Here is a 20,201-nt window from a genome sequence, read left to right as displayed (position 1 = left end):
GATTAAAGAGTATGTTCGGTACGCGCGATAATGTCATCCTGCGCATCTGGGGATAATGCGGTAAAGAAGGCAGAATATCCAGCTACGCGTACCACTAAATCACGATATTGGTCAGGATGTTGCTTCGCGGCCAACAGCGTTTCCCGCGACACGATATTATACTGCACGTGCCAGCCATGGTAAGCCTCGAAGAAAGTGCGCAACATCAGCATCAATTTTTCTCGGTCACGCGGGTTCTCCAGCGTGGACGGGTTCAGCTTCTGGTTCAGCAACACGCCACCCAGAATCGATTCGGTAGGCAGTTTGCTCAGCGAGTTGAACACTGCCGTTGGGCCTAGATGGTCGGTGCCGGAAGCCGGGCTAGCCCCTTCCGCCAATGGCGTATGCGCTTTACGGCCGTCTGGCGTAGCCATGGTGGCAGCACCAAACGGAACGTTGGCCGAAATGGAGGAGGTGCCCGCATAGTAGGTACCTCCGATCGGGCCACGGCCAAAGCGGGTGTTGTGATACTGCTTCAGCTCGTCGATATAGGTCTGATAGGCACGTACCAGCAACTGATCGACATCATCCACGTCGTTGCCGTACTTTGGCGCCGCATTGATCAAGCGTTGGCGCAGCTGTTCGCCGTCCAGGCCAGCAAAATCGTTAGCAAGAGCCTGAGCCAGCTGTTGCTGACCAATAATCCCCTGATCGAACACCAGCTTGCGTACCGCTTCCAGGCTGTTACCCAGGTTGGCGATCCCGACCTGCAGACCGGATACCCAGTCATATTTCGCACCGCCTTGTTTGACACTCTTGCCGCGCTCGATGCAATCATCCACCAGAGCCGAGCACACAATGTCGTGGGCATTTTCTTCCAGCACGGTATCGACTACACACTCAATCTCAATCGATTTGCGGGTGTAATAGCGGATCTGCGTATCCCAGGCATCCAGCACTTGGTCAAACTGGCTAAAGTTACCCTGAGACAGCCCCAGCTCCTGCGGCAGGAAAATCTTGCCGGAGGTGGCGTCGCGCCCTTGCTCCAGAGCTGCCAACATCACGCGGGCAAAGTTGATAAAGCTCATCCCGGTACAGCGGTAGCCCCATTTGCCGCCAACGGCGGTCTCGATGCAACCGATCGCGGCGTAATCATAGGCGTCCTGTGGTTCGACGCCCAGCTTGATAAACTCGGGGATCACGATCTCATCGTTGTTAAACGCCGGCATGCCGAAGCCGCAGCGGATCACCTGCACGCAGGCGTCGAGGAAATCATTACTGATCCCGGCGTGATAGCGCACGCTGAGGTTAGGCTGCGTTGAACGCAGACGGCCACAGGATTCCAGAATGGTGTAAGAGAGCGGGTTGACCGCGTCACAAGGCTGGCCATTGACCAGTTTCTGGCCGCCGATGGTGACGTTCTGATACAGCGGGCTACCGGCGGAGGCTTTGGAGTGCGAGCCGGAACGGATCTTGTTCACTTCCAGCAGTTTCAACCAGCAGCTGTGCAGCATCTCTATGGCTTTTTCGCGCGGCAGGCTTTGCTCCAACTCCACGTCACGGCGATACCAAGGATACAGATATTGGTCTAGGCGGCCGAAGGATACCGAGTGGCCGTTGGATTCGATCTGCAGGAACAGCTGAATGAAGTAACACAGTTGCAGCGCCTGCCAGAAGGTCTGTGGCGGTTGATGGGCGATCAGTTCGCAGTTGGCTGCCATGGTCAATAGCTCTTCACGCCGCCAGATGCGTTGCTCTGCCTGGGCCATTTCACGGGCCAACTGGGCAAAGCGCAGGATGTGCTCGCTGAGAGCGTCCAGCGAGATGTCGATGGCCTTGAGGAACTGTTCCTTATGCAGGTCGTCCCAGTCGGTCAGGTGCAGGCGTTCACGGCGCTCAGACACTTTCTCACGCAGGCCATCCAGACCTTTTTCCAGCAACAGCGGGAAGTTGACCGCCAGGTGCGCATCGCCAGACGTCATGTTGCCTTCCGCCTTGATGATACCGGTAGCCAGCAGGGCTTTTTGCTCATCGGTGAACATGCCGTAGCAGCGATCTTGCACGGTCTGACCACGCCACCATGGGCACAGGGTGTGTAATACCTTTTTATCCTGTTCGCTGACGGAGAAGCCAGCGCCGGGGCGATCGGCCAACTCGTCAATTTCGCTTTCGATCCAACTGACGGTGTATTCCGGGAAGATCGGCGCGGCACGTAACTGGCTAGCCTGGTTACCGATAATCAGCTCATCATTCTTGATCCAGATGCTCCGTTTGGCCAGATGGTTGGCCAACGCCATGGCACGCCTTACCGGCAGCGGCTTATCCTGATGCTGCTGGTACGTTTCGGTATAGTGCTGTGCGCGTTCGGTACAGACCGGTGGCTTGACGATATGGATCAGCGCGTTCTTGTGCGCTAGCGTGCGTTCGGTCAGGGTAGTCAGATCCAGCGTTGTCATGGTGTTATCCTCGCAAAATGGCGGTCAGACCTTTGGCGCTGGCGTAATCTTCGGCATAGGCCAGCAGTTCGGGGTCGTCAAGTGGGGTACGGGAAGCGTAATAAGGCGCGCCGAGCAGATGGTATTTATTCATCCCCAGCGTGTGGTACGGTAAAAAATGGATCTCTTTGACGCCGATTTCATCGGCGGCAAAGTCGGTAATGGCGCGGATTGAGTCGCGATCGGCGTTAAATTCGGGGATTAACGGCACTCGCACGGTGATCTGAGTGCCAGCGGCAGCTAAGCGGCGGAAGTTATCCATAACGCGTTTGGCGGAGCCTTCGGTCCATTGCTTGAAGCGAACTTGGTCGACGTGTTTCAGATCGGCCAGCATCAGGTCTAGCCAGGGCAGAGATGGCTCGATATAGGACCAAGGCGTATGCAGGCAAGATTCTACGGCGGTATGGATACCGGCCTCACGCCCGCGTTTGAGCAGTTCAGCCGCAACCTCTGGCTGCATAAACGGCTCGCCACCGGATAGCGTCAGGCCACCGCCGGTACGCAGATAGTAAGGTTTATCGCGCATCACTTCGGTCATCACCGCATCAAGGTCGAGCGCCGTGCCGCAGACGCTCAGCGCGCCAGTTGGGCAACAGCCGTTTAATGCGTCATAATCGGCGGCAGTCAGTAACGAACGTTGCAGGGTTAGGGTGTTGTCGTCAACGCGGGTGATAGCGTGCGGGCAACTCTCACTGCACAGGGTACAGGTCGCCAGACACAGGCGCTCATCAAACAGCAGCTCTTGCTGGCGCGAACGGCTTTCCGGGTTCTGGCACCAGCGGCAGCCAAGTGAGCAGCCCTTAAGGAACACCACGCTGCGGATGCCAGGGCCGTCATGTGTTGAGTAGCGCTGTAGATTGAAAAGCATTCGTCACCTGTGAAGTCTAAAATCTTCTTACGTAAATTAAATAGGTTTCGAATGAAAGTTGATTTGATTTTAATCAAATGATGGCGGCTTTTTTCGCTTATTATGTTCAGAGTTTGAATCTGCCCACAAAAGAATCAGGAGAAGGTTATGGAACTGTATCTCGATACTGCCGACGTCAGCGCAGTGAAACGTTTGGCGCGCGTCTTGCCGCTGCACGGTGTGACCACCAACCCAAGCATCGTTGCCAAAGAAGGCAAGCCGATCTGGGAGGTTCTGCCTGCCTTGCGTGATGCGTTAGGCGGTACCGGCAAGCTGTTTGCCCAGGTGATGGCCAACGACGCAGAACGTATGGTTGCCGAAGCCGTCCTGCTGAGTCAACGGGTGCCGGGCCTGGTAGTCAAGATCCCCACCACCGCAGAAGGGCTGGCGGCAATCAAGAAGCTGAAATCCATGTCGATCCCCACCTTGGGTACCGCCGTTTACGGCGCTGGTCAGGGGCTGCTGGCGGCGTTGGCCGGGGCAGAGTATGTGGCACCTTACGTTAACCGTCTGGACGCACAGGGTGGCGACGGCGTTGAAATGGTGCACGAGTTACAACAGCTGTTGTCGCTGCATGCTCCTCACGCCAAGGTGTTGGCGGCCAGCTTCAAAACGCCACGTCAGGCGTTGGAGTGTCTGTTGGCAGGTTGCCAGTCGATCACTTTACCGGTGGATGTGGCAGAACAGTTTATTTCCACTCCGGCGGTTCAGGCGGCGGTAGAGAAGTTTGAACAGGATTGGCAGGGGGCTTTCGGCACGACGCTGATAAGCTAAAGTGCATTGAAAAGGGCGGCACCTGGCCGCCCTTGTAGGCATTCGATGAGACTGTTTCAACTGGCTCATCCCGTAGCCTGGCCGTTCAGTTAGACACGCCCGGTTTCCTCACGCAGTACAATCGTGCTTTCACGTACCGTAGGCGTTTTGGAACCCAACGCGCGGCGCACCACGAAGAAGGCCGAAACCAGCATCGTCACCGCAACCAGCATAAAGAAGGCGCACAACGCGGCGTTAATCTGATTGGCAAACACGATGGTCTGCATATCCGCAATGGATTTGGCCGGGGCGATAACCGTGTTCGATTCAATCCCGGCAGAGAATTTCTTCGCCTGCGCCAGGAAGCCGATGCTTGGTTTTTCATGGAAAATCTTTTGCCAGCCCGCCGTCATTGAGGTGATAAACAGCCAGATGGTCGGCAAAATGGTCACCCAGGCGTAACGCTGTTTCTTCATCTTGAACAGCACTACGGTGCCCAGGATCAGCGCCATTGAAGCCAGCATCTGGTTACCAATGCCGAACAGCGGCCACAGCGTATTGATCCCACCTAACGGATCCACGACGCCCTGATAAACAAAGAAGCCCCAACCGGCCACGGCCACGGTGGTGCCAGCCAGGTTGCCGAACCAGGAGCGGTTGTTCGCCAGCCGTGGAATGGCTACGCCAACCAGATCCTGCACCATAAAGCGACAGGCGCGGGTGCCCGCATCCACCGCAGTGAGGATAAACAGGGCTTCAAACAGGATGGCAAAGTGATACCAGAAGGCCATCATCGCCCGGCTGTTAAACACCTCGCTGATGATATGAGCCATGCCAACGGCAAAGGTTGGCGCGCCACCGGCTCTGGACAGCACCGACTTCTCGCCCACATCATGGGCAATCTGCGTCAGCGTTTCCGGGGTGACCATAAAGCCCCAGCTGTTAATTGCCTGTGAAGCACTTTCCACCGTGGTGCCGATCAGCGCCGCCGGTGAGTTCATGGCGAAGTAGACGCCTGGGTCGATCACCGAAGCGCAAATCAGCGCCATGATGGCCACGAAGGACTCCATCAGCATGCCGCCGTAGCCAATAAAGCGGATATGGCTCTCACGCTCAACCAGCTTCGGTGTGGTGCCACTGGAGACCAGGGCGTGGAACCCGGAGATTGCGCCACAGGCAATGGTAATAAACAGGAACGGGAACAGTGAACCGGCAAACACCGGGCCGCTGCCATCGATAAAGCGTGACACCGCCGGCATTCTCATTTCCGGCATCGCGAACACAATGCCCACCGCCAGCCCCACGATCACACCGATTTTCAGGAAGGTAGAAAGATAGTCACGCGGAGCAAGCAACAACCACACCGGCAGCACCGAAGCGACAAAACCATAAATCACCAGCACCCAGGTCAGGGTGGTGCCGTGCAGGGTAAAGAACGGCCCCCAGTATGGATGCATGGCGATGTTGCCACCGTAGATGATCGCCATCATCATCAGCACAAAGCCGATCAGCGAAACCTCGGCAATCTTGCCTGGGCGGATAAAGCGCATGTAAACGCCCATAAACAGCGCAATCGGGATGGTGGCAGCAATGGTGAACAGACCCCAAGGGCTGTCTGCCAGCGCTTTAACGACCACCAACGCCAGCGCCGAGAGGATGATGATCATCACCCCAAGTGCGCCCAGCATGGTTACCACACCGGCAAAGGCGCCTAACTCCTGCTTGGCCATTTCCCCCAGCGAGCGTCCGTCGCGGCGGGTGGAGATAAACAGGATCAGGAAATCTTGCACCGCCCCAGCCAACATCACCCCAACCAATATCCAGATGGTACCAGGCAGGAAGCCCATCTGCGCAGCCAGGATCGGCCCAACCAGCGGGCCAGCACCGGCAATCGCGGCAAAGTGGTGACCAAACAGCACCCATTTGTTGGTGGGTACATAGTCCAGGCCATCGTTATGGCGTTCCGCTGGCGTTAACCGACGGTCATCGAGTTCAAAGACGTTCTTGGCAATAAACCGGCTATAGAAGCGGTAGGCAATGCTGTAGCAGGCGACGGAAGCCACCACCAGCCAGACAGCGTTGACGTGTTCCCCACGGCTCAAGGCAAGCATGCCGAAAGCGAAGGCACCGACCAGCGCCACCGCGAGCCAGATTATGGCTGACTTGACGTTTTTCATGTTCCGCAACTCCTTGTTGTGCAGAGGTAGAAAGGTGATTTTTTTAGTTTGTGAGTCCGTCAAAACGTTAACGACTCATTAAACGTAGGAGGTTTGAACGCGGACGGTGGCTGGTCGGATCAGAAATGTGAACTCAGTTGGAGTTTGCTGAAAGAAGCGTGCCATACGGGGACAGAATAGGTTGTTGCAGGCATAAAAAAAGGCGATACCGAAGTATCGCCTTGATCGAACACGGATAACGTTAGGCCACCGGTCTGGCAATTACGCTGCGGGTTTCCATACGCACTTCGGCAATGTTCACCTGCAGACTATCGCTCTGGCGATAAACCACTTCGCCCTTCACCTGCACGGTGCCGGTCTCTTGGCTACACACCATCTCGTCGCGAACCGCGTGGATAAACGGGGCAGGGATAAAGGCCATCGCGCCGTTGTCCAACAGGCGTACGCGCAGGCCACCACGCGTTACGTCGATGATCTCGGCGTTGAAACGTTCATCGGTTCCGGCCTTATCCTTGAGGAAACGGGCATACAACCAGTCACCAACGTCGCGCTCTGCCATGCGGTTCAAACGGCGACGCTCGGCCAGTTGCACGGTGACGTCGTCCTGCGGTTTTTCCGCTGCCTGCTCGCTGATAATAGCTTTCAGCAGACGATGGTTGACCATATCGCCATACTTACGGATCGGAGAGGTCCAGGTGGCGTACGCCTCCAGCCCCAGACCGAAGTGCGGGCCAGGCGTGGTGCTGATCTCGGCAAAGGTCTGGAAGCGGCGGATGCGGCTGTCCAGGAACTGGGTTGGCTGCGAGTCGAGGTGACGGCGCAGTTCGCAGAATCCTTCCAGGGTCAGCAGCTTCTCGGCATCGGCTTCAACGCCGTTGGCCTGCAATACGGCGACCGCTTGCTCAACCAGGGCCGGATCAAAGCCGTTATGCACGTTATAGATGCCAAAGCCCAGACGATCGCGCAGCACCAGGGCGGCACAGACGTTGGCGGCGATCATGCACTCTTCAACAATACGGTTGGCGGTGCGGCGCTGTTCGGTCACGATGTCCAGCACTTCGCCTTTCTCGCCTAGGACAAAGCGGTAGTCCGGGCGATCCTTGAATACCAGGGCATGCTGATGGCGCCAGGCGCTGCGTGCATCGCAAACCTGTTTAAGCAAGGTGATCTGCTGTGCGATGCTCTCGCTCGGTGGTTGCCAGCCTGCGACGCCATCCAGCCAGTCAGAAACCTCGTCATAAACCAGTTTGGCTTTGGACTCGATTTCAGCGGCGAAGAAATGGATATCGTTGCCCAGCGCACCGTCTGCGGCGATAGTCACGCGGCAAGCCAGCACCGAACGGCGCTCATTCGGGCGCAGCGAGCACAGGTTGTCGGATAGATCGCGCGGCAACATCGGAATATTGAAGCCCGGCAGGTAGTTGGTGAACGCGCGCTTGCGGGCGATTTCATCCAGATTGCTGCCTTGCTCGACGTAGGCGGTAGGATCGGCAATGGCGATGGTCAACAGCAGCGAGCCGTCACCGTTGTCTTGCACGTGCAGCGCATCGTCCATATCTTCGGTGCTGGCGCTATCGATGGTGACGAAGTCCAGCGCGGTCAGGTCCTCACGGATCAGAGCGGTCTCTTGTTCGGAGATCGCGACCATGTCTGGCGCTTCTTTTTCAAGATTATGACGAGCCAGCGTGACCCACCACGGCGCGAAGTGATCTTCACCGTCGGTGATGAACTGAGTCAGATCGGCATTGAAAGTGCGATCGCCTTTCAGTGGATGACGGCGCATTTCTGCGACGGCCCAGTCACCGGCCTGGAAGTTATGGGTGACTTCACGCGCCGGACGGCATGGGATCGCGTCTTTCAGCAACGGATGATCGGGGATAATCGACAGGCGATCGTCTTTTTTCTGCACCCGGCCAACAAAGCGCGACAGGAAAGGCTCAACCAGGGTTTCCGGTTCAGCGATTTCGCGCTCTTTTTCGGTATGCAGGGTGGCGACGATACGATCCCCATGCATGACTTTTTTCATGTACGGCGGCGGAATAAAGTAACTTTTCTGCCCGTCGACTTCTAAAAAGCCAAAACCTTTCTCAGTCCCTTTTACTACGCCTTCAACACGCGGGGTTTGAGAGTGAAGTTGCTGTTTAAGCTGCGCCAGCAGCGGGTTATCTTGAAACATATCGTCCAGTGAATGGGTTGTGAGTGGCAAGATTTGCGGCTGACAGTTTTACGCGAATCACTCCTTGCGGGCAAGCCAAACGTCACGCTTTTCCGACGAAGGCTCGCGATTATTAACGCAATACTGCTCCAGGGACGCGACATGCCACGTCCGTTCGAACTAAACGATACGCAACGTAGGTGCTTGAGCGCAGCGGCGGATGGCGACGGGAACCGATTTGGAGGTCGGCGTGCCGGTGCCATCACCAAAACTGGCCAGCGGCACCAGCGGGTTGGTTTCGGGATAGTAGGCTGCCAGATTACCGCGTGGGATATCGTAGCTAACCAGCTTGAAGCCGCTGACCTTTCTGGTTACGCCATCGTTCCACAAGGTTTCGATTTCCACCAACTCCCCATCCTGCAGACCAAGATCGGCTAAATCTTCGGGATGAATAAACAGCACTTCGCGCTGGCCGTAAACACCGCGATAGCGATCGTCCAGTCCATAGATGGTGGTGTTGTACTGATCGTGTGAACGCAGGGTTTGCAGCACGAACGGCGCTTTTTCTGCCCCGATTTGCGGGAACAACGTATCGGGTAGTGGAGCGGCACTGAACTCAGCTTTGCCGCTCTGAGTTGCAAAGCGCAATTCGGCAGCGGCGTTGCCCAGATAGAACCCTCCTGGTTGCTCACAGCGCTGGTTAAAATCGTCAAAGCCGGGAATGGTGGCCTGAATATGCTGGCGGATCAGTGAATAATCGTCGGCCAGCTCCAGCCAGTCCAGCTGTTGGTTGCCAAGTACCGCGTCGGCAATGCCGCAAACAATCGCGGTTTCAGAACGCTGGGTGTCTGCCAGCGGTTTGCCGATGCCTTCGGAGGCGTGCACCATACTGAAGGAATCTTCCACCGTGATGTATTGCGGGCCGCTGGCCTGCATATCCAACTCGGTACGCCCCAGCGTCGGCAGGATCAGCGCATCTTTACCTGTGATCAGATGGCTGCGGTTCAGCTTGGTGCTGATATGCACCGTCAAGTCACAACGGCGTAGGGCTTGGGCGGTACGCTCGGTATCCGGTGCCGCTGCTGCAAGGTTACCTCCAAGCGCAATCAGCACCTTGACCTCACCACGTAGCATCGCTTCAATGGCCTCGACCGTATTGTGACCGATCTCGCGGCGTGGGCTAAAGCCAAAATGCTGCTCCAAACTATCCAACAGCGCCTTGGGGGCTTTCTCATCGATGCCCATGGTGCGGTTGCCTTGCACGTTGCTGTGGCCGCGTACCGGACATAGGCCCGCGCCTGGCTTGCCCAACTGGCCGAACAGCAATTGCAGGTTGGTGATCTCGCGCACCGTCGGTACGGAGTGCTTATGCTGCGTCACGCCCATCGCCCAAGTGCAGATAACACGCTCTGCGCCTTGGTAAATCGCCGCCGCATGACGTAGCTGGGTTTCACTCAACCCGGATTGCGTGGTGATCTGTTGCCATGAGGTGGCATCCACCTGAGCCAGATAATCTTCGATGCCCACGCAATGCCGATCGATAAACGGCTGGTCGAACAGTCCTGGTTTATTGGCGGCAATCCGCTGGCGATGGGTTTCCAGTAGTGCCTTCACCATGCCGCGCACTGCCGCCATATCGCCACCCAGGTTGGGCTGGAAGTAGGCCGAACTGATGGGGGAGGATTTGGGCGTCAGCATCTGGATCGGGTTTTGCGGGTCGGCAAACCTTTCCAGCCCGCGTTCGCGCAGGGTATTGAAACTGACGATGCGTGCCCCCCGGCTGGCTGCGTGTTTCAGGCTGTGCAGCATGCGGGGATGGTTGGTGCCGGGGTTTTGGCCAAATACAAAAATCGCGTCGGCTTGCTCGAAGTCATCCATACGGATGGTGCCTTTGCCGACGCCAATGCTCTGCTTGAGGCCTACGCCACTGGCTTCGTGGCACATATTGGAACAGTCTGGGAAGTTGCTGGTGCCGAGCATCCGGCCAAACAGCTGATAAAGGTAGGAGGCTTCATTGCTGGCGCGGCCTGAGGTGTATAGCTCAATCTGGTTGGGATTATCCATTGCCTGGATATGGCTGGCGATAAGTTTGAAGGCATCCGGCCAGGTGATGGGCTGATAGCGATCGGTCTTGACGTCGTAGCGCATTGGATGCGTCAACCGGCCTTGATACTCCAGGAAGTAGTCGCTCTGCTCGCGCAGGGTGCTGACGCTGTGGGTTGCAAAGAATGCTGGTTCTACCGCATTGCGTGTCGCTTCCCAACTGACCGCCTTGGCCCCGTTCTCGCAGAAGCTGAAGGTGCTGTGGTTGTCATCGCCCCAGGCACAGCCGGGGCAATCGAAACCGCGCGCTTTGTTAACGCGCATCAGGTTGCGCAGATTTTTCAGCGCCTGTTTGCTGTCGAACACATAGCGGGTGGTGGCTTCCAATGAGCCCCAGCCGCCCGCCGCGCCGCGATAAGGCTTGATTGACGGTTTAAATTTCATGATTTTCTTCGCAGGTGATTAATGTAGCTAAAAGGTAAATGCCTTTTTAAGCATTTTGAGTATTTATGTGGCAAGTCTAGGGGCGTGAGGGCTTGGCGTCTAATCGAATAGAGCAATGATGGGATAGACGGCACTTATCGCCGCTGCCAGCAAAGCCGTAGCAAATGATATACTTCACGCAGAAATCATTTTCCGGGCCAATACATGGATATTAAGCAACTGATCTACCTGTGTAATCTTGAGCGGGAACGCCACTTCGGCCGCGCCGCAGAGGCCAGCTTTGTCAGCCAGCCGACCTTATCCATGCGGCTGAAAAATCTGGAAAAAGAGCTGGGTGTCTCGTTGATCAACCGTGGCAACAACTTTGAGGGCTTCACCGCCGAAGGTGAGCGGGTCTTGGCTTGGGCGCGGGAAATTGTTTCCGTTTATCAGGGGCTGAAGCTGGAAGTAGAGTCGCTGAAACACGGGTTGAACGGCACGTTGCGCATCGGCACCGTGCCGCAGTGCAGCATTTCGTTAGCGCAAATGTTGAAGGCGGTCAGCGAGCGTTACCCGCAGTTGGACTATCGCGTAGCGGTATTGAGCGCCGATCAACTGCTGGAAGCGCTGACCGCGCATACGGTGGATATCGGCATCGGTTTCTTTGAGCTACCAACGCTCAAGGAACTGCATTTCCAGTCCCAATCTTTGGCCGACAGCGGCATTGACCTGGTGTTTCATCCGCAGCATTTTCCCGAGCTGGTGGGGGAAAGTCCACTAACGCTGGCAACCGTGGCAGCGCTGCCATTATGCCTGGCTGAGCCAACGCGTTACTTCCGTCGTTACCTGGATCAGCAGTTTCGTGAGGAGGGCTTAACGTTGCATACCCGGATGGAAACCACCTCGATCTTCCAACTGCTACAGGGGATTTTTGTCGGTTTGGGATGCGGGTTATTCCCCAGCGGAAATTTGCAGATGGAAATGATGCCGCAGCTGCAACGGCGCAGCGTTGCCATTGCGCCGATGTCACGTCATGCCGCCTTGGTGATCGCCGAACCTGCAAGGGCCACGCCGCTGGCACAGCACTTTTTTGATGCGGCTCAGGCGTGGTTATTGCGCTAGCTCGACTTCTACTGCATCGCCAAGACTGTAACGCAGCCTGTTTTCCCAGGCGTACAGCGCGCCGGTTAAAATTACGTCCAATGCCTGCGACCGATCCAATCCGCTGTTAAGCAACGGCTGCACGTTTTGTGCCGTGAATTTCTCAGGTGTTCGCGTCAGATCGGCTGTCACGCCGATCACGGCAGCGGTCACCGGATCGTCGGCCACCTCAAGCGCGTTATCAATCCCAGCCACTAATGCCAGTGCCAACTCCCGATCGGCAATGTTATGGGCTAGCGTGCCGGCACAGTAATGGCTGCCATTAATGCGTGATGTCACCAGAGCAACCAAAGCCTTCAGGCGTGCAGATAGTCCGTTAACTGGGTGATTAATACTGTTAAATACCGCATTGCGCTCATGTAGGGCAGGCGCGTCGTGAGCCAACAGCAGGTAATAAGACTCGCTGCGGGCGTCCGGGTGGCTTTGGTCCAGAATGTCGAGCTGCCGAGCCTGGGCCTGCTCGACGACGATCTCCGGCAGGCGAGCTTGCCATGACCGTTCCGTACAGGAAAATCCTGCCGGAGCGGCATCTTCGATTTGGGGAAAACCGGGTAACACCACGGCGGGTCTGCCTGCAAGTGCTGCAATACCGGCGACCACCCGTGCTTGATAGCTAATGAAACCGATGATTTGCGAAAAGGTCACAGTATCTTGCGTGCTCAGGCCAACTTCGCCGAGCTGTTGTATAGCCTTGGAGCAAATCAGGGTCGGCTGGCTGGCGAGTTGGCGGGCGTATTGGGTGATTTGTGCCAGGCGGACATTGCTTTCCCGCGTAGCATCCGGGCTGTCCAGAGGGGCGAGGCGAGCGGCGTAATGGCTACAAAGCGATTGTACGCCGGTGACCTGCGCCACCGTCAGGGCCGTCGACAGACGATCGTAAGGTGACAATGTCACTTCTCGCGAAGCGATAACTTGCTCGGGGAACAGCACTGAATAGCAGGCCGAAGACGCAGTAAAAACGTCAATGCGATGGCTGAGGGCGGCGTTCAATCCCTCGTCGGTAAACGTACCCAGGCCTAACAAAAAACGCTCCCGCAAGCTTGCAGCGGCAGGCTCGAGTGGCGAACTGTCGCCTGAACTACGCTGGGTTTCGTGGTACCACTGGAAAGGGGTTAGGCGATGGTCCATCGGATAAAATCCTTCTTCAATACAACAAGCCACCGCTGCGGTTGGCAACGGTGGCAGGGTAAAAAACCACGGAGCAGGCGTCAGTCATGGCTGCATAGACCATGACCATAAATAGCGAAGCCGGCGGCGAAGATGAGCATCAGTTGTGAGAGGCGTTGGTGGCGAGCATTGTTCATCAGCGCGATATCCTGTTGTTTGCATGGCTCAACGTAGCGGATATCCTCACCGATTCGTTTGGCGAGATAAAATAATGTTAAGTGCTAATTAATAACGTAAAGGAATAAAATAGTTAGCGGTCGGATCGATGAGTAGCAAGATGGCATCCCCAAGGCTCCAACTACCGCAGCATACAAGATGGCTGGTAATTGAACGTTTACTGAGATGATGTAACCTTGCTCAAGATTTGCACCATGGCACGGCATAACTACGCCGTGCCATGGTTGTAATGGCGCTAGATTAGCGCCAGTTATGGGTAATTATCACGGATTTTGGCAACTAATTGCGGCACAGTAAGATATCGAGTGTTAGCGGAATTAAAACCTGCCGCCGTCACGTCGCCAGGCATCGGCAGTGAGCGCTTCGCCAAAGTGGCTGGCAATCAGCCGCTTGGTGAGGTCGTGCAGCGGTGCGGCCAGCACTTCGGCGGTGCTGCCACGCTCCACGATTTCCCCTTCATGCATTACCATCACCTGGTCGCTGATATGCTTCATCATCCCCAGATGCTGCGTCACATAAATATAGGCGATACCGTGCTTTTCCTGGAGCTCCAGCATCAGGTTGATGATCTGCGAACGCATCGACATATCCAGCGAGGCCAACGCCTCGTCGGCAACAATCACCTTGGGTTGCAGGATCAACGCCCGCGCCAGCGCCACGCGCTGTTTCTGCCCGGAGGCGAGCATGTGCGGATAATAATAAGCGTGGTCCGGCAGCATCCCTACCTGGCGCAGGGTCTGGTTGATCCGCACCTCGCGTTCTGCGGCTTCCAGATCGGTGTTCAAACGTAGCGGTGCATCAAGCAACTGACCGATGCGCTGGCGTGGGTTGAGTGAGGTGCTCGGATCCTGGAAAATCATACGAATGCGCTGGCTGCGGTAGCGATAATCGCCATAGGCCAACGCATGGTCGTCGATCAGCACTTCACCCGAAGAGGGTTCCACCATGCCGGAAAGCATCTTCGCCAGAGTTGACTTACCCGAGCCGTTCTCACCGATGATCGCCAGCGTCTGGCCTTCACGCAGGGTAAAACTGACTGACTTGACCGCTTCCACATGCTGGCGGCGGAACAGCCCGGTACGATAGCGGTAGGTTTTGGTCAGGTTGCGCACTTCCAACAGCGTTTCCATGTTATTGCTCCTCCATGTTCAGCGGGAAGTGGCAGGCGAACAGATGATTCTTCACCGGGCGCAGGCGTGGGGTTTCAATACATTGCTTTTGCGCATACGGGCAGCGTGGCCCCAGGCGGCAACCGATCGGCAGATGCTCCAATGAGGGGATCGCTCCCGGCAGCGTATTCAGACGGCTCTTATGTGGCAGTGAACGGCCAAAGTCCGGCATGGCGCGGATCAGCGCCTGGGTATAAGGATGATGAGGAGCGGCAAGCAAGTCTTCACATTGCGCACTCTCCACCGTCTGGCCGCAGTACAGCACGTTAACCCTGTCAGCCCATTTGCTCATCATCTGCAAATCGTGGCTGATCAGCAGGATGGTTGTGTTGTTGTTTTGATTCAGACGCGCCAGCAGGCGGAAGATCTGCGCCTGCGTGGTGGGTTCCATGGCGTTGGTTGGCTCATCGGCAATCAGCAATCTTGGCTGATTGGCCAACGCAATGGCGATCATCACTTTCTGGCATTCCCCTTCGGTGAGTTCGTAAGGGAAGCTGCCCATGATATCGAGGTGATCCTTGATACCGACGCGGTGCAACAGCTCGATCGCCCGCCGTTTGCGCCAGTTAAAGCGCTGCCACCAACGGCCCTTGTAAGTCCAGCCGGGAATGGCCTGGGCCAACTGGCGGCCAATACTTTCGGAAGGGTCAAGACAGGATTGCGGCTCCTGGAAGATCATCGAAACGTTGTGGCCCACCAGTTTGCGCCGTTCGCGCGGGCTGAGCTGCAACAGGTCGATGTCGTCAAAGCGGAAGCGGTCGGCGGTAACGCGCCAGTTATCTTTGGTCACGCCGCAGATGGCTTTGGCAATCAGGCTTTTTCCTGAGCCGGATTCGCCTACCAGGCCGCGCACTTCACCTTCGGTCAGCGTCATGCTGACGCGATCGACGGCCTTCACCGGCCCTTCGGCGGTCATAAATTCAATCGTCAGATTGCGGATATCGAGTAACGGCATTATTCCACTCCCGCATTGATCGCGCGGCGTATTCCGTCGCCCAACAGGTTGACCAGCAATACGCTGATCAGAATAGCGGCACCGGGCAGCATCACGGTCCAAGGTGCGACATACACCAACTCCAACGAGTCGCCTAACATGGCTCCCCATTCCGGGGAAGGCAACTGCGCCCCCAGATCGAGGAAGCCCAACGCCGCGATGTCGAGAATGGCCATCGACAACGCGCGGGTGAATTCGGTGATCAGTACGGCGGCAATGTTCGGCACCACGGCGTACCACAGGATCTGCATCGTCGAAGCCCCATCCAGACGGGCTGCGACCACGTACTCTTTTTCCAGCTCATCGTGCACTGCGCTGTAGATGGTACGCACCATCCTTGGCAACAGTGCGAGCCAAACGGCAAGCATGGCGTGCTCCAGCTTCGGCCCGAGGAAGGCCACCACGATAATCGCCAGCAGCAGTGACGGGATGGAGAGCAGGGTATCGAGAATATGGTTGAGCATCGCAGACAGCAGGCCACGGGTGACCCCCGCAAACACGCCCAGGATCACGCCACAGATGGCGGCGGCAATGGTAACAATCAGTGCCGAACCATAGGTGGCGGCGGCGCCGGTCAGCAAGCGGCTGAGGATATCGCGGCCCAGATCGTCGGTGCCCAGGAAGAACGACACATTACCGTAGCGTGACCAGGACGGCGGTAGCAACTGATATCCCAGGAACTGCTGATCGAGCGCATAAGGTGCCAGCAGGCTGCCGAACAGGGAGAGAAACAGCAGGCCGAGCACCCCATAAAAACCAATCATCGCCAAAGTGTCGCCGTAGAAAATCCGCCAGGTATAGAGCAGCGGGCTAGGCATTTTCTTTTCGCGGTATACGTTATCGAAGGGCATACCATTCCTTATGTTTCAGCGGGTTGGTCGCCGCGCCCAGAATGTCGGCCAGCACGTTAATGGTGATCACCAGCGTGCCGATCACCATCACACCTGCGGAAATGGCCGCGTAGTCCTGTTGGCGGATGGCGTTAATCAGCCAGCGCCCCAGCCCTGGCCAACTGAACACCACCTCGGTGATCATGGCCAGCGTGAGCATGGTCGAAAATTGCAGACCGAGTTTTGGGATAATCGGCGGTAACGCGTTGTGCAACACGTGACGGCGGATAATGGTAAAGCGTGACAGGCCACGGGTTGCGGCAGCCTTGATGTAGTTCTGGCTGAGGACATCGTCGGTGCTGATGCGCATCAAACGGATCACCTCGGTGATTGGGGCCACCGCCAGAGCGGCAATCGGCAGCACCATATGGCGCAGTGCACTGGCAATCATCTCATTGCGATAAGGCGAGTCAGACAGCCAGGCGTCAACCAGCGCCAGACCCGTGACCTGCTTGACCTGATACAGCAGATCGAAACGGCCCGACACTGGCAGCCAGCCAAGATGCAGTGAAAAATAGAGCATCAGCAGCAGTGCCAGCCAGAACACCGGAATGGAAAAGCCCAGCAGGGCAAAGGTACTGATGGCGGTATCCTGCCACTTGCCGCGCATCACACCGGCAATAATGCCCAGCGGAATGCCGATAAACAGGGCCAGCGTAAAGGCTAAAATGCACAGTTCCATGGTGGCCGGGAACACTTCGCGCAGCTGTTCGCTGATCGCCTGGCCATTGATGCTGGAAACGCCAAAGTCCCAGTGCAGCAGGCTGACGAAATAGAACTGGTAGGCATCCAGCAAGGCGGCACCGTTTAACGGCGCGCGCGGGGTAAAGTAGCTCAGGCTGAAGCTGACCAGCGTCAGGAAGAACAGCGTGATCAGCAGCAACAGGATGCGGCGTAAGGTAAAGATAATCACTTTTTCGCGGCCTCCGCCGGTTCACGGTATACCCCGGCAAATGATGAGTTGCCGAACGGGCTCAACACCAGTCCTTTAATATCATAACGGTAGGCCTGCAAACGCAAAGAGGAGGCCAGCGGCAATACCGGCAACTGCTGTTCGAGGATCTTCTGCGCCTGCTGATAATGCTCGATACGCTGTGATAACTGCTGTGACAACAAGGCGTCCTGCAACTGTTCATCAAAAGCGGGATCACACCAGTGAGCATAGTTGGTTTGCGAACGGATTGCCGCACAGCTCAGCAGCGGACGGAAGAAGCTGTCCGGATCGTTACTGTCGGTTGACCAGCCGGTGAGCGTCAGATCGTGGTTCATTTCCATCAGCCGGGCTTCCTGGAAGCGGCCTTCTACCGGTACGATGGTGACATTAATGCCGACCTGAGCCAAATCCGCCTGTAGCAGTTCCGCCGTTTTCAACGGGCTGGGGTTATAGGATTGCGATGCGGTAGGCACCCAGAGCTTCAGATCCAATGGCCCCACACCGGCTTCACGCAGCATTTCTCGTGCCTTGGCCGGATCGTATTCGGTGACGTGGGCATCATTATCATAGGCCCAGGAGGCGCGTGGCAGGATCGAGGCGGCGGTCTCTGCCGTGCCGTAATAGATCGATTGCATCAGGCGCTGGTTATTAATGGCCAACGCAATGGCCTGGCGCACCTTCAGGTCATCCAGCGGTGGCTTGCGGGTGTTGAAGGCCAGATAGGCGATATTCATCCCAGGGCGCAGCGTCAGGCGTAAACGCGGATCGTCGCGCAGGATCGAAAGCTGGCTGGCGGCGGGGTAGGCCAGCACATCGCACTCGCCGGTCAGCAATTTAGACAGGCGGCCCGTACCCCCGGCCCCCATGTCGATCACCACCTGCGGCATGCGCGGTTTCCCTTTCCAGTAAACGTCATTACGTGCCAGACGAATATATTGCCCGGAACGGTATTCGTTCAACAAGAATGGGCCGGTGCCGACCGGTTCACGATCGATCATTTCCTGGGTGCCATCCAGCGTCAGGTTGTCGGCATATTCTGCCGATAGCACCGGTGCATAATGGGTCGCCAGATGCCACAGGAAGGACGCATCCGGCGCCTGCAAGCGGAACTCGACGGTGTATGGGTCCAGCTTTTTCACGCTTTGCACGGAGTCGGCAAACTGCAAACTGTCGAAGTATGGGTATTCACCGCCGTTGACATTGTGGAACGGATGCTTCTGATCAAACACCCGCTGAAAACTGAATACCACATCGTCGGCGTTCATTTTGCGGGTGGGCTGGAACCAGGCGGTGGTCTGGAAAGGCACATCCCGGCGCAGGTGGAAGCGGTAGGTAGCGCCGTTGTCCAGCACTTCCCAGCTTTCTGCCAATTCCGGGATCAGGCGGTAAGTGTAGGGGTCGACGTCCAGCAGCCGATCGTAAAGCTGGGCGGCCAGGGTATCGACCGTCAGACCGCTGCTGGCCATCTGCGGATTGAAAGTGTTCAGAATGCCGCTGACGCAATAGACAAAGCCGCTCTGGCGGATGTCTGCTGGCGGTGGTGCTGCGCTGGGCACAGCCGGTGTCGCGGCCAGGGCAGACGTTGCCAGGCAGCCGAGCGACATTATCCAAAGAGGTAAACCACGCATAGACGCTTCATGGGTTATTAAGCAATAACGTTAGTGTATCGCACTCTGACCAACAGCCCAATTCCTTGAGCAAAATGGCTGAAATTTCGGCGGTTTGGTTAAGCTTGCCGCTGTTTTCTGGCGTGTCGGCCTCCGTCCGAAATCCGTGCTGGTGGATAATTACCCAAGCTTAGTGTGGTAATGAGAAAAATTCTCAACAAAGTGCTTTACAGATGATACTGAGAACTATTATCATCATTTGGTGGTTCACGGAAGGCCACACCTTGTGGCCCTTTGTGGAAGGCACGACATTGCTCACATTGCTTCCAGTGTTTACTTAGCCAGCTCGGGTGCTGGCTTTTTTTTTGCCTCTATTTCAGGTGAACGGCAAAACCGGAGCGGCCAGGGGCAATGTCTTCTCGCAGCGTTAACTGTGGGATCGCATAATCGCCAAAGTTTTGTTTACGGAATGGCAAAGGCTCGGTGCTTGCCAGCGTATCCAGTCGTTCCCCCAGTGCCGCACAAAGCTCAGGAAATTTCGCCTCGTCGAAGCGATCGGTACGGTACGCCACAAACGGTGGCAGCACGTCAAAGCCGGGGTAATACAGAATGCCATGATGAATCGGGAACAGAATATCCGCTATCGGGCCGTTGATACCGCGTGGGCTGTAATGAGACTCCCAACCGCCCGCAGTGACCAGCAGCATAGCCCGTTTCCCTGCCAGCGTACCTTCGCCATAACGATCTCCCCAATGCGTATCGGAATGCTCGCCAACGCCGTACGCGAAGCCATAGGCATACACGCGTTCTACCCAACCCTTGAGGATGGCTGGCATGGAGAACCACCACAGCGGAAACTGGAGGATCACTGTATCCGCCCAGAGTAACTTCTCCTGTTCCAACGCAATATCTGCGCTTTGCGTTCCTTGCTCCAGAGCGATCCGGGAATCCATCGCCGGATTAAACCGGGCAGCGCTATCCCGATCCGTACGGTCTTCGCCATCCAAAGAAGCTTTCCATTTCATGGCGTACAGATCGGAAACCTGTACCTGATGCCCAGCGTCCTGCAGATGTTTGACCGCAAAGTTTTTTAGTGAGCCATTAAGCGATTGAGCTTCTGGGTGAGCGTAGACCAGCAGAATATTCATCATTAAGTTCCATTGCTGTAAA

At 56.5% G+C, this 20,201-nt stretch carries 14 protein-coding genes; 2 read left to right on the top strand and 12 right to left on the bottom strand.

Features of this window, described 5'->3' with window-relative positions; all coding sequences use genetic code 11:
• Nucleotides 1-2: 2 nt before the first annotated feature.
• The gene (locus KGP26_RS15075; RefSeq protein WP_094981321.1) at nt 3-2,435 is read right to left on the bottom strand and encodes a formate C-acetyltransferase/glycerol dehydratase family glycyl radical enzyme; all 2,433 of its coding nucleotides are present in this window, start codon (nt 2,433-2,435) and stop codon (nt 3-5) included.
• Nucleotides 2,436-2,439: 4 nt separating this feature from the next.
• Nucleotides 2,440-3,342: a glycyl-radical enzyme activating protein gene (locus KGP26_RS15070; RefSeq protein WP_223664200.1), complete on the bottom strand. Its 903-nt coding sequence runs from the start codon at nt 3,340-3,342 to the stop codon at nt 2,440-2,442.
• Between the two features lie 147 nt (nt 3,343-3,489).
• Here KGP26_RS15070 and fsa point away from each other — a divergent pair, with 147 nt between their 5' ends.
• Complete coding sequence (gene fsa / locus KGP26_RS15065) at nt 3,490-4,155, top strand: fructose-6-phosphate aldolase (RefSeq protein ID WP_021806558.1); 666 nt, start codon at nt 3,490-3,492, stop codon at nt 4,153-4,155.
• 89 nt (nt 4,156-4,244) lie between these two features.
• Here fsa and KGP26_RS15060 read toward each other — a convergent pair whose 3' ends face one another.
• The 3 genes from KGP26_RS15060 to KGP26_RS15050 all read right to left on the bottom strand — a co-directional run bounded on the left by KGP26_RS15060 (nt 4,245) and on the right by KGP26_RS15050 (nt 10,953).
• Complete coding sequence (locus tag KGP26_RS15060) at nt 4,245-6,311, bottom strand: carbon starvation CstA family protein (protein WP_021806557.1); 2,067 nt, start codon at nt 6,309-6,311, stop codon at nt 4,245-4,247.
• Nucleotides 6,312-6,552: 241 nt separating this feature from the next.
• Complete coding sequence (locus KGP26_RS15055) at nt 6,553-8,487, bottom strand: exoribonuclease II (RefSeq protein WP_094981402.1); 1,935 nt, start codon at nt 8,485-8,487, stop codon at nt 6,553-6,555.
• Between the two features lie 159 nt (nt 8,488-8,646).
• Nucleotides 8,647-10,953, bottom strand: coding sequence for an FdhF/YdeP family oxidoreductase (locus KGP26_RS15050; RefSeq protein ID WP_223664198.1), 2,307 nt, complete (start codon nt 10,951-10,953; stop codon nt 8,647-8,649).
• A gap of 204 nt (nt 10,954-11,157) precedes the next feature.
• Here KGP26_RS15050 and KGP26_RS15045 point away from each other — a divergent pair, with 204 nt between their 5' ends.
• Entirely contained in the window at nt 11,158-12,054 is an 897-nt protein-coding gene (locus tag KGP26_RS15045; protein WP_223664196.1) for a LysR family transcriptional regulator, read from the top strand.
• Here the strand turns inward: KGP26_RS15045 and KGP26_RS15040 are convergent.
• From KGP26_RS15040 to KGP26_RS15010, 7 genes are all read right to left on the bottom strand, one after another.
• Nucleotides 12,043-13,221, bottom strand: a complete 1,179-nt coding sequence (locus KGP26_RS15040) for a hypothetical protein (RefSeq protein WP_021806553.1) — start codon at nt 13,219-13,221, stop codon at nt 12,043-12,045. The two genes, KGP26_RS15045 and KGP26_RS15040, sit on opposite strands and share 12 nt — an antisense overlap.
• A 533-nt stretch (nt 13,222-13,754) precedes the next feature.
• Complete coding sequence (gene sapF, locus KGP26_RS15035) at nt 13,755-14,567, bottom strand: putrescine export ABC transporter ATP-binding protein SapF (protein WP_021182072.1); 813 nt, start codon at nt 14,565-14,567, stop codon at nt 13,755-13,757.
• A gap of 1 nt (nt 14,568) precedes the next feature.
• A complete protein-coding gene (sapD, locus tag KGP26_RS15030; RefSeq protein WP_021806551.1) occupies nt 14,569-15,561 on the bottom strand; it encodes a putrescine export ABC transporter ATP-binding protein SapD in 993 nt (330 codons plus the stop codon).
• Entirely contained in the window at nt 15,561-16,451 is an 891-nt protein-coding gene (gene sapC / locus KGP26_RS15025; protein ID WP_166732647.1) for a putrescine export ABC transporter permease SapC, read from the bottom strand. Before sapC ends, sapD begins: the two co-directional genes overlap by 1 nt.
• Complete coding sequence (sapB, locus tag KGP26_RS15020) at nt 16,438-17,403, bottom strand: putrescine export ABC transporter permease SapB (RefSeq protein ID WP_021806550.1); 966 nt, start codon at nt 17,401-17,403, stop codon at nt 16,438-16,440. The genes sapC and sapB overlap by 14 nt, the downstream gene beginning before the upstream one ends.
• Entirely contained in the window at nt 17,400-19,052 is a 1,653-nt protein-coding gene (gene sapA / locus KGP26_RS15015; protein ID WP_094981316.1) for an ABC transporter substrate-binding protein SapA, read from the bottom strand. The genes sapB and sapA overlap by 4 nt, the downstream gene beginning before the upstream one ends.
• A gap of 350 nt (nt 19,053-19,402) precedes the next feature.
• Nucleotides 19,403-20,179, bottom strand: a complete 777-nt coding sequence (locus tag KGP26_RS15010) for an NAD(P)H-dependent oxidoreductase (RefSeq protein ID WP_166735047.1) — start codon at nt 20,177-20,179, stop codon at nt 19,403-19,405.
• Between the last annotated feature and the right edge of the window lie 22 nt (nt 20,180-20,201).

The organism is Serratia sp. JSRIV002, from assembly GCF_019968725.1.
Taxonomy (GTDB): Bacteria; Pseudomonadota; Gammaproteobacteria; order Enterobacterales; family Enterobacteriaceae; genus Chania; species Chania fonticola_B.
Note: the sequence above shows the minus strand (reverse complement) of the source record. Positions and strands in the feature narration are given on the sequence as shown.

Coding starts and splice junctions, on each gene's coding strand:
- KGP26_RS15075 (WP_094981321.1), bottom strand. CDS start 2,435: ATGACAACGCTGGATCTGACTACCCTGACCGAACGCACGCTAGCGCAC.
- KGP26_RS15070 (WP_223664200.1), bottom strand. CDS start 3,342: ATGCTTTTCAATCTACAGCGCTACTCAACACATGACGGCCCTGGCATC.
- fsa (WP_021806558.1), top strand. CDS start 3,490: ATGGAACTGTATCTCGATACTGCCGACGTCAGCGCAGTGAAACGTTTG.
- KGP26_RS15060 (WP_021806557.1), bottom strand. CDS start 6,311: ATGAAAAACGTCAAGTCAGCCATAATCTGGCTCGCGGTGGCGCTGGTC.
- KGP26_RS15055 (WP_094981402.1), bottom strand. CDS start 8,487: ATGTTTCAAGATAACCCGCTGCTGGCGCAGCTTAAACAGCAACTTCAC.
- KGP26_RS15050 (WP_223664198.1), bottom strand. CDS start 10,953: ATGAAATTTAAACCGTCAATCAAGCCTTATCGCGGCGCGGCGGGCGGC.
- KGP26_RS15045 (WP_223664196.1), top strand. CDS start 11,158: ATGGATATTAAGCAACTGATCTACCTGTGTAATCTTGAGCGGGAACGC.
- KGP26_RS15040 (WP_021806553.1), bottom strand. CDS start 13,221: ATGGACCATCGCCTAACCCCTTTCCAGTGGTACCACGAAACCCAGCGT.
- sapF (WP_021182072.1), bottom strand. CDS start 14,567: ATGGAAACGCTGTTGGAAGTGCGCAACCTGACCAAAACCTACCGCTAT.
- sapD (WP_021806551.1), bottom strand. CDS start 15,561: ATGCCGTTACTCGATATCCGCAATCTGACGATTGAATTTATGACCGCC.
- sapC (WP_166732647.1), bottom strand. CDS start 16,451: ATGCCCTTCGATAACGTATACCGCGAAAAGAAAATGCCTAGCCCGCTG.
- sapA (WP_094981316.1), bottom strand. CDS start 19,052: ATGCGTGGTTTACCTCTTTGGATAATGTCGCTCGGCTGCCTGGCAACG.
- KGP26_RS15010 (WP_166735047.1), bottom strand. CDS start 20,179: ATGAATATTCTGCTGGTCTACGCTCACCCAGAAGCTCAATCGCTTAAT.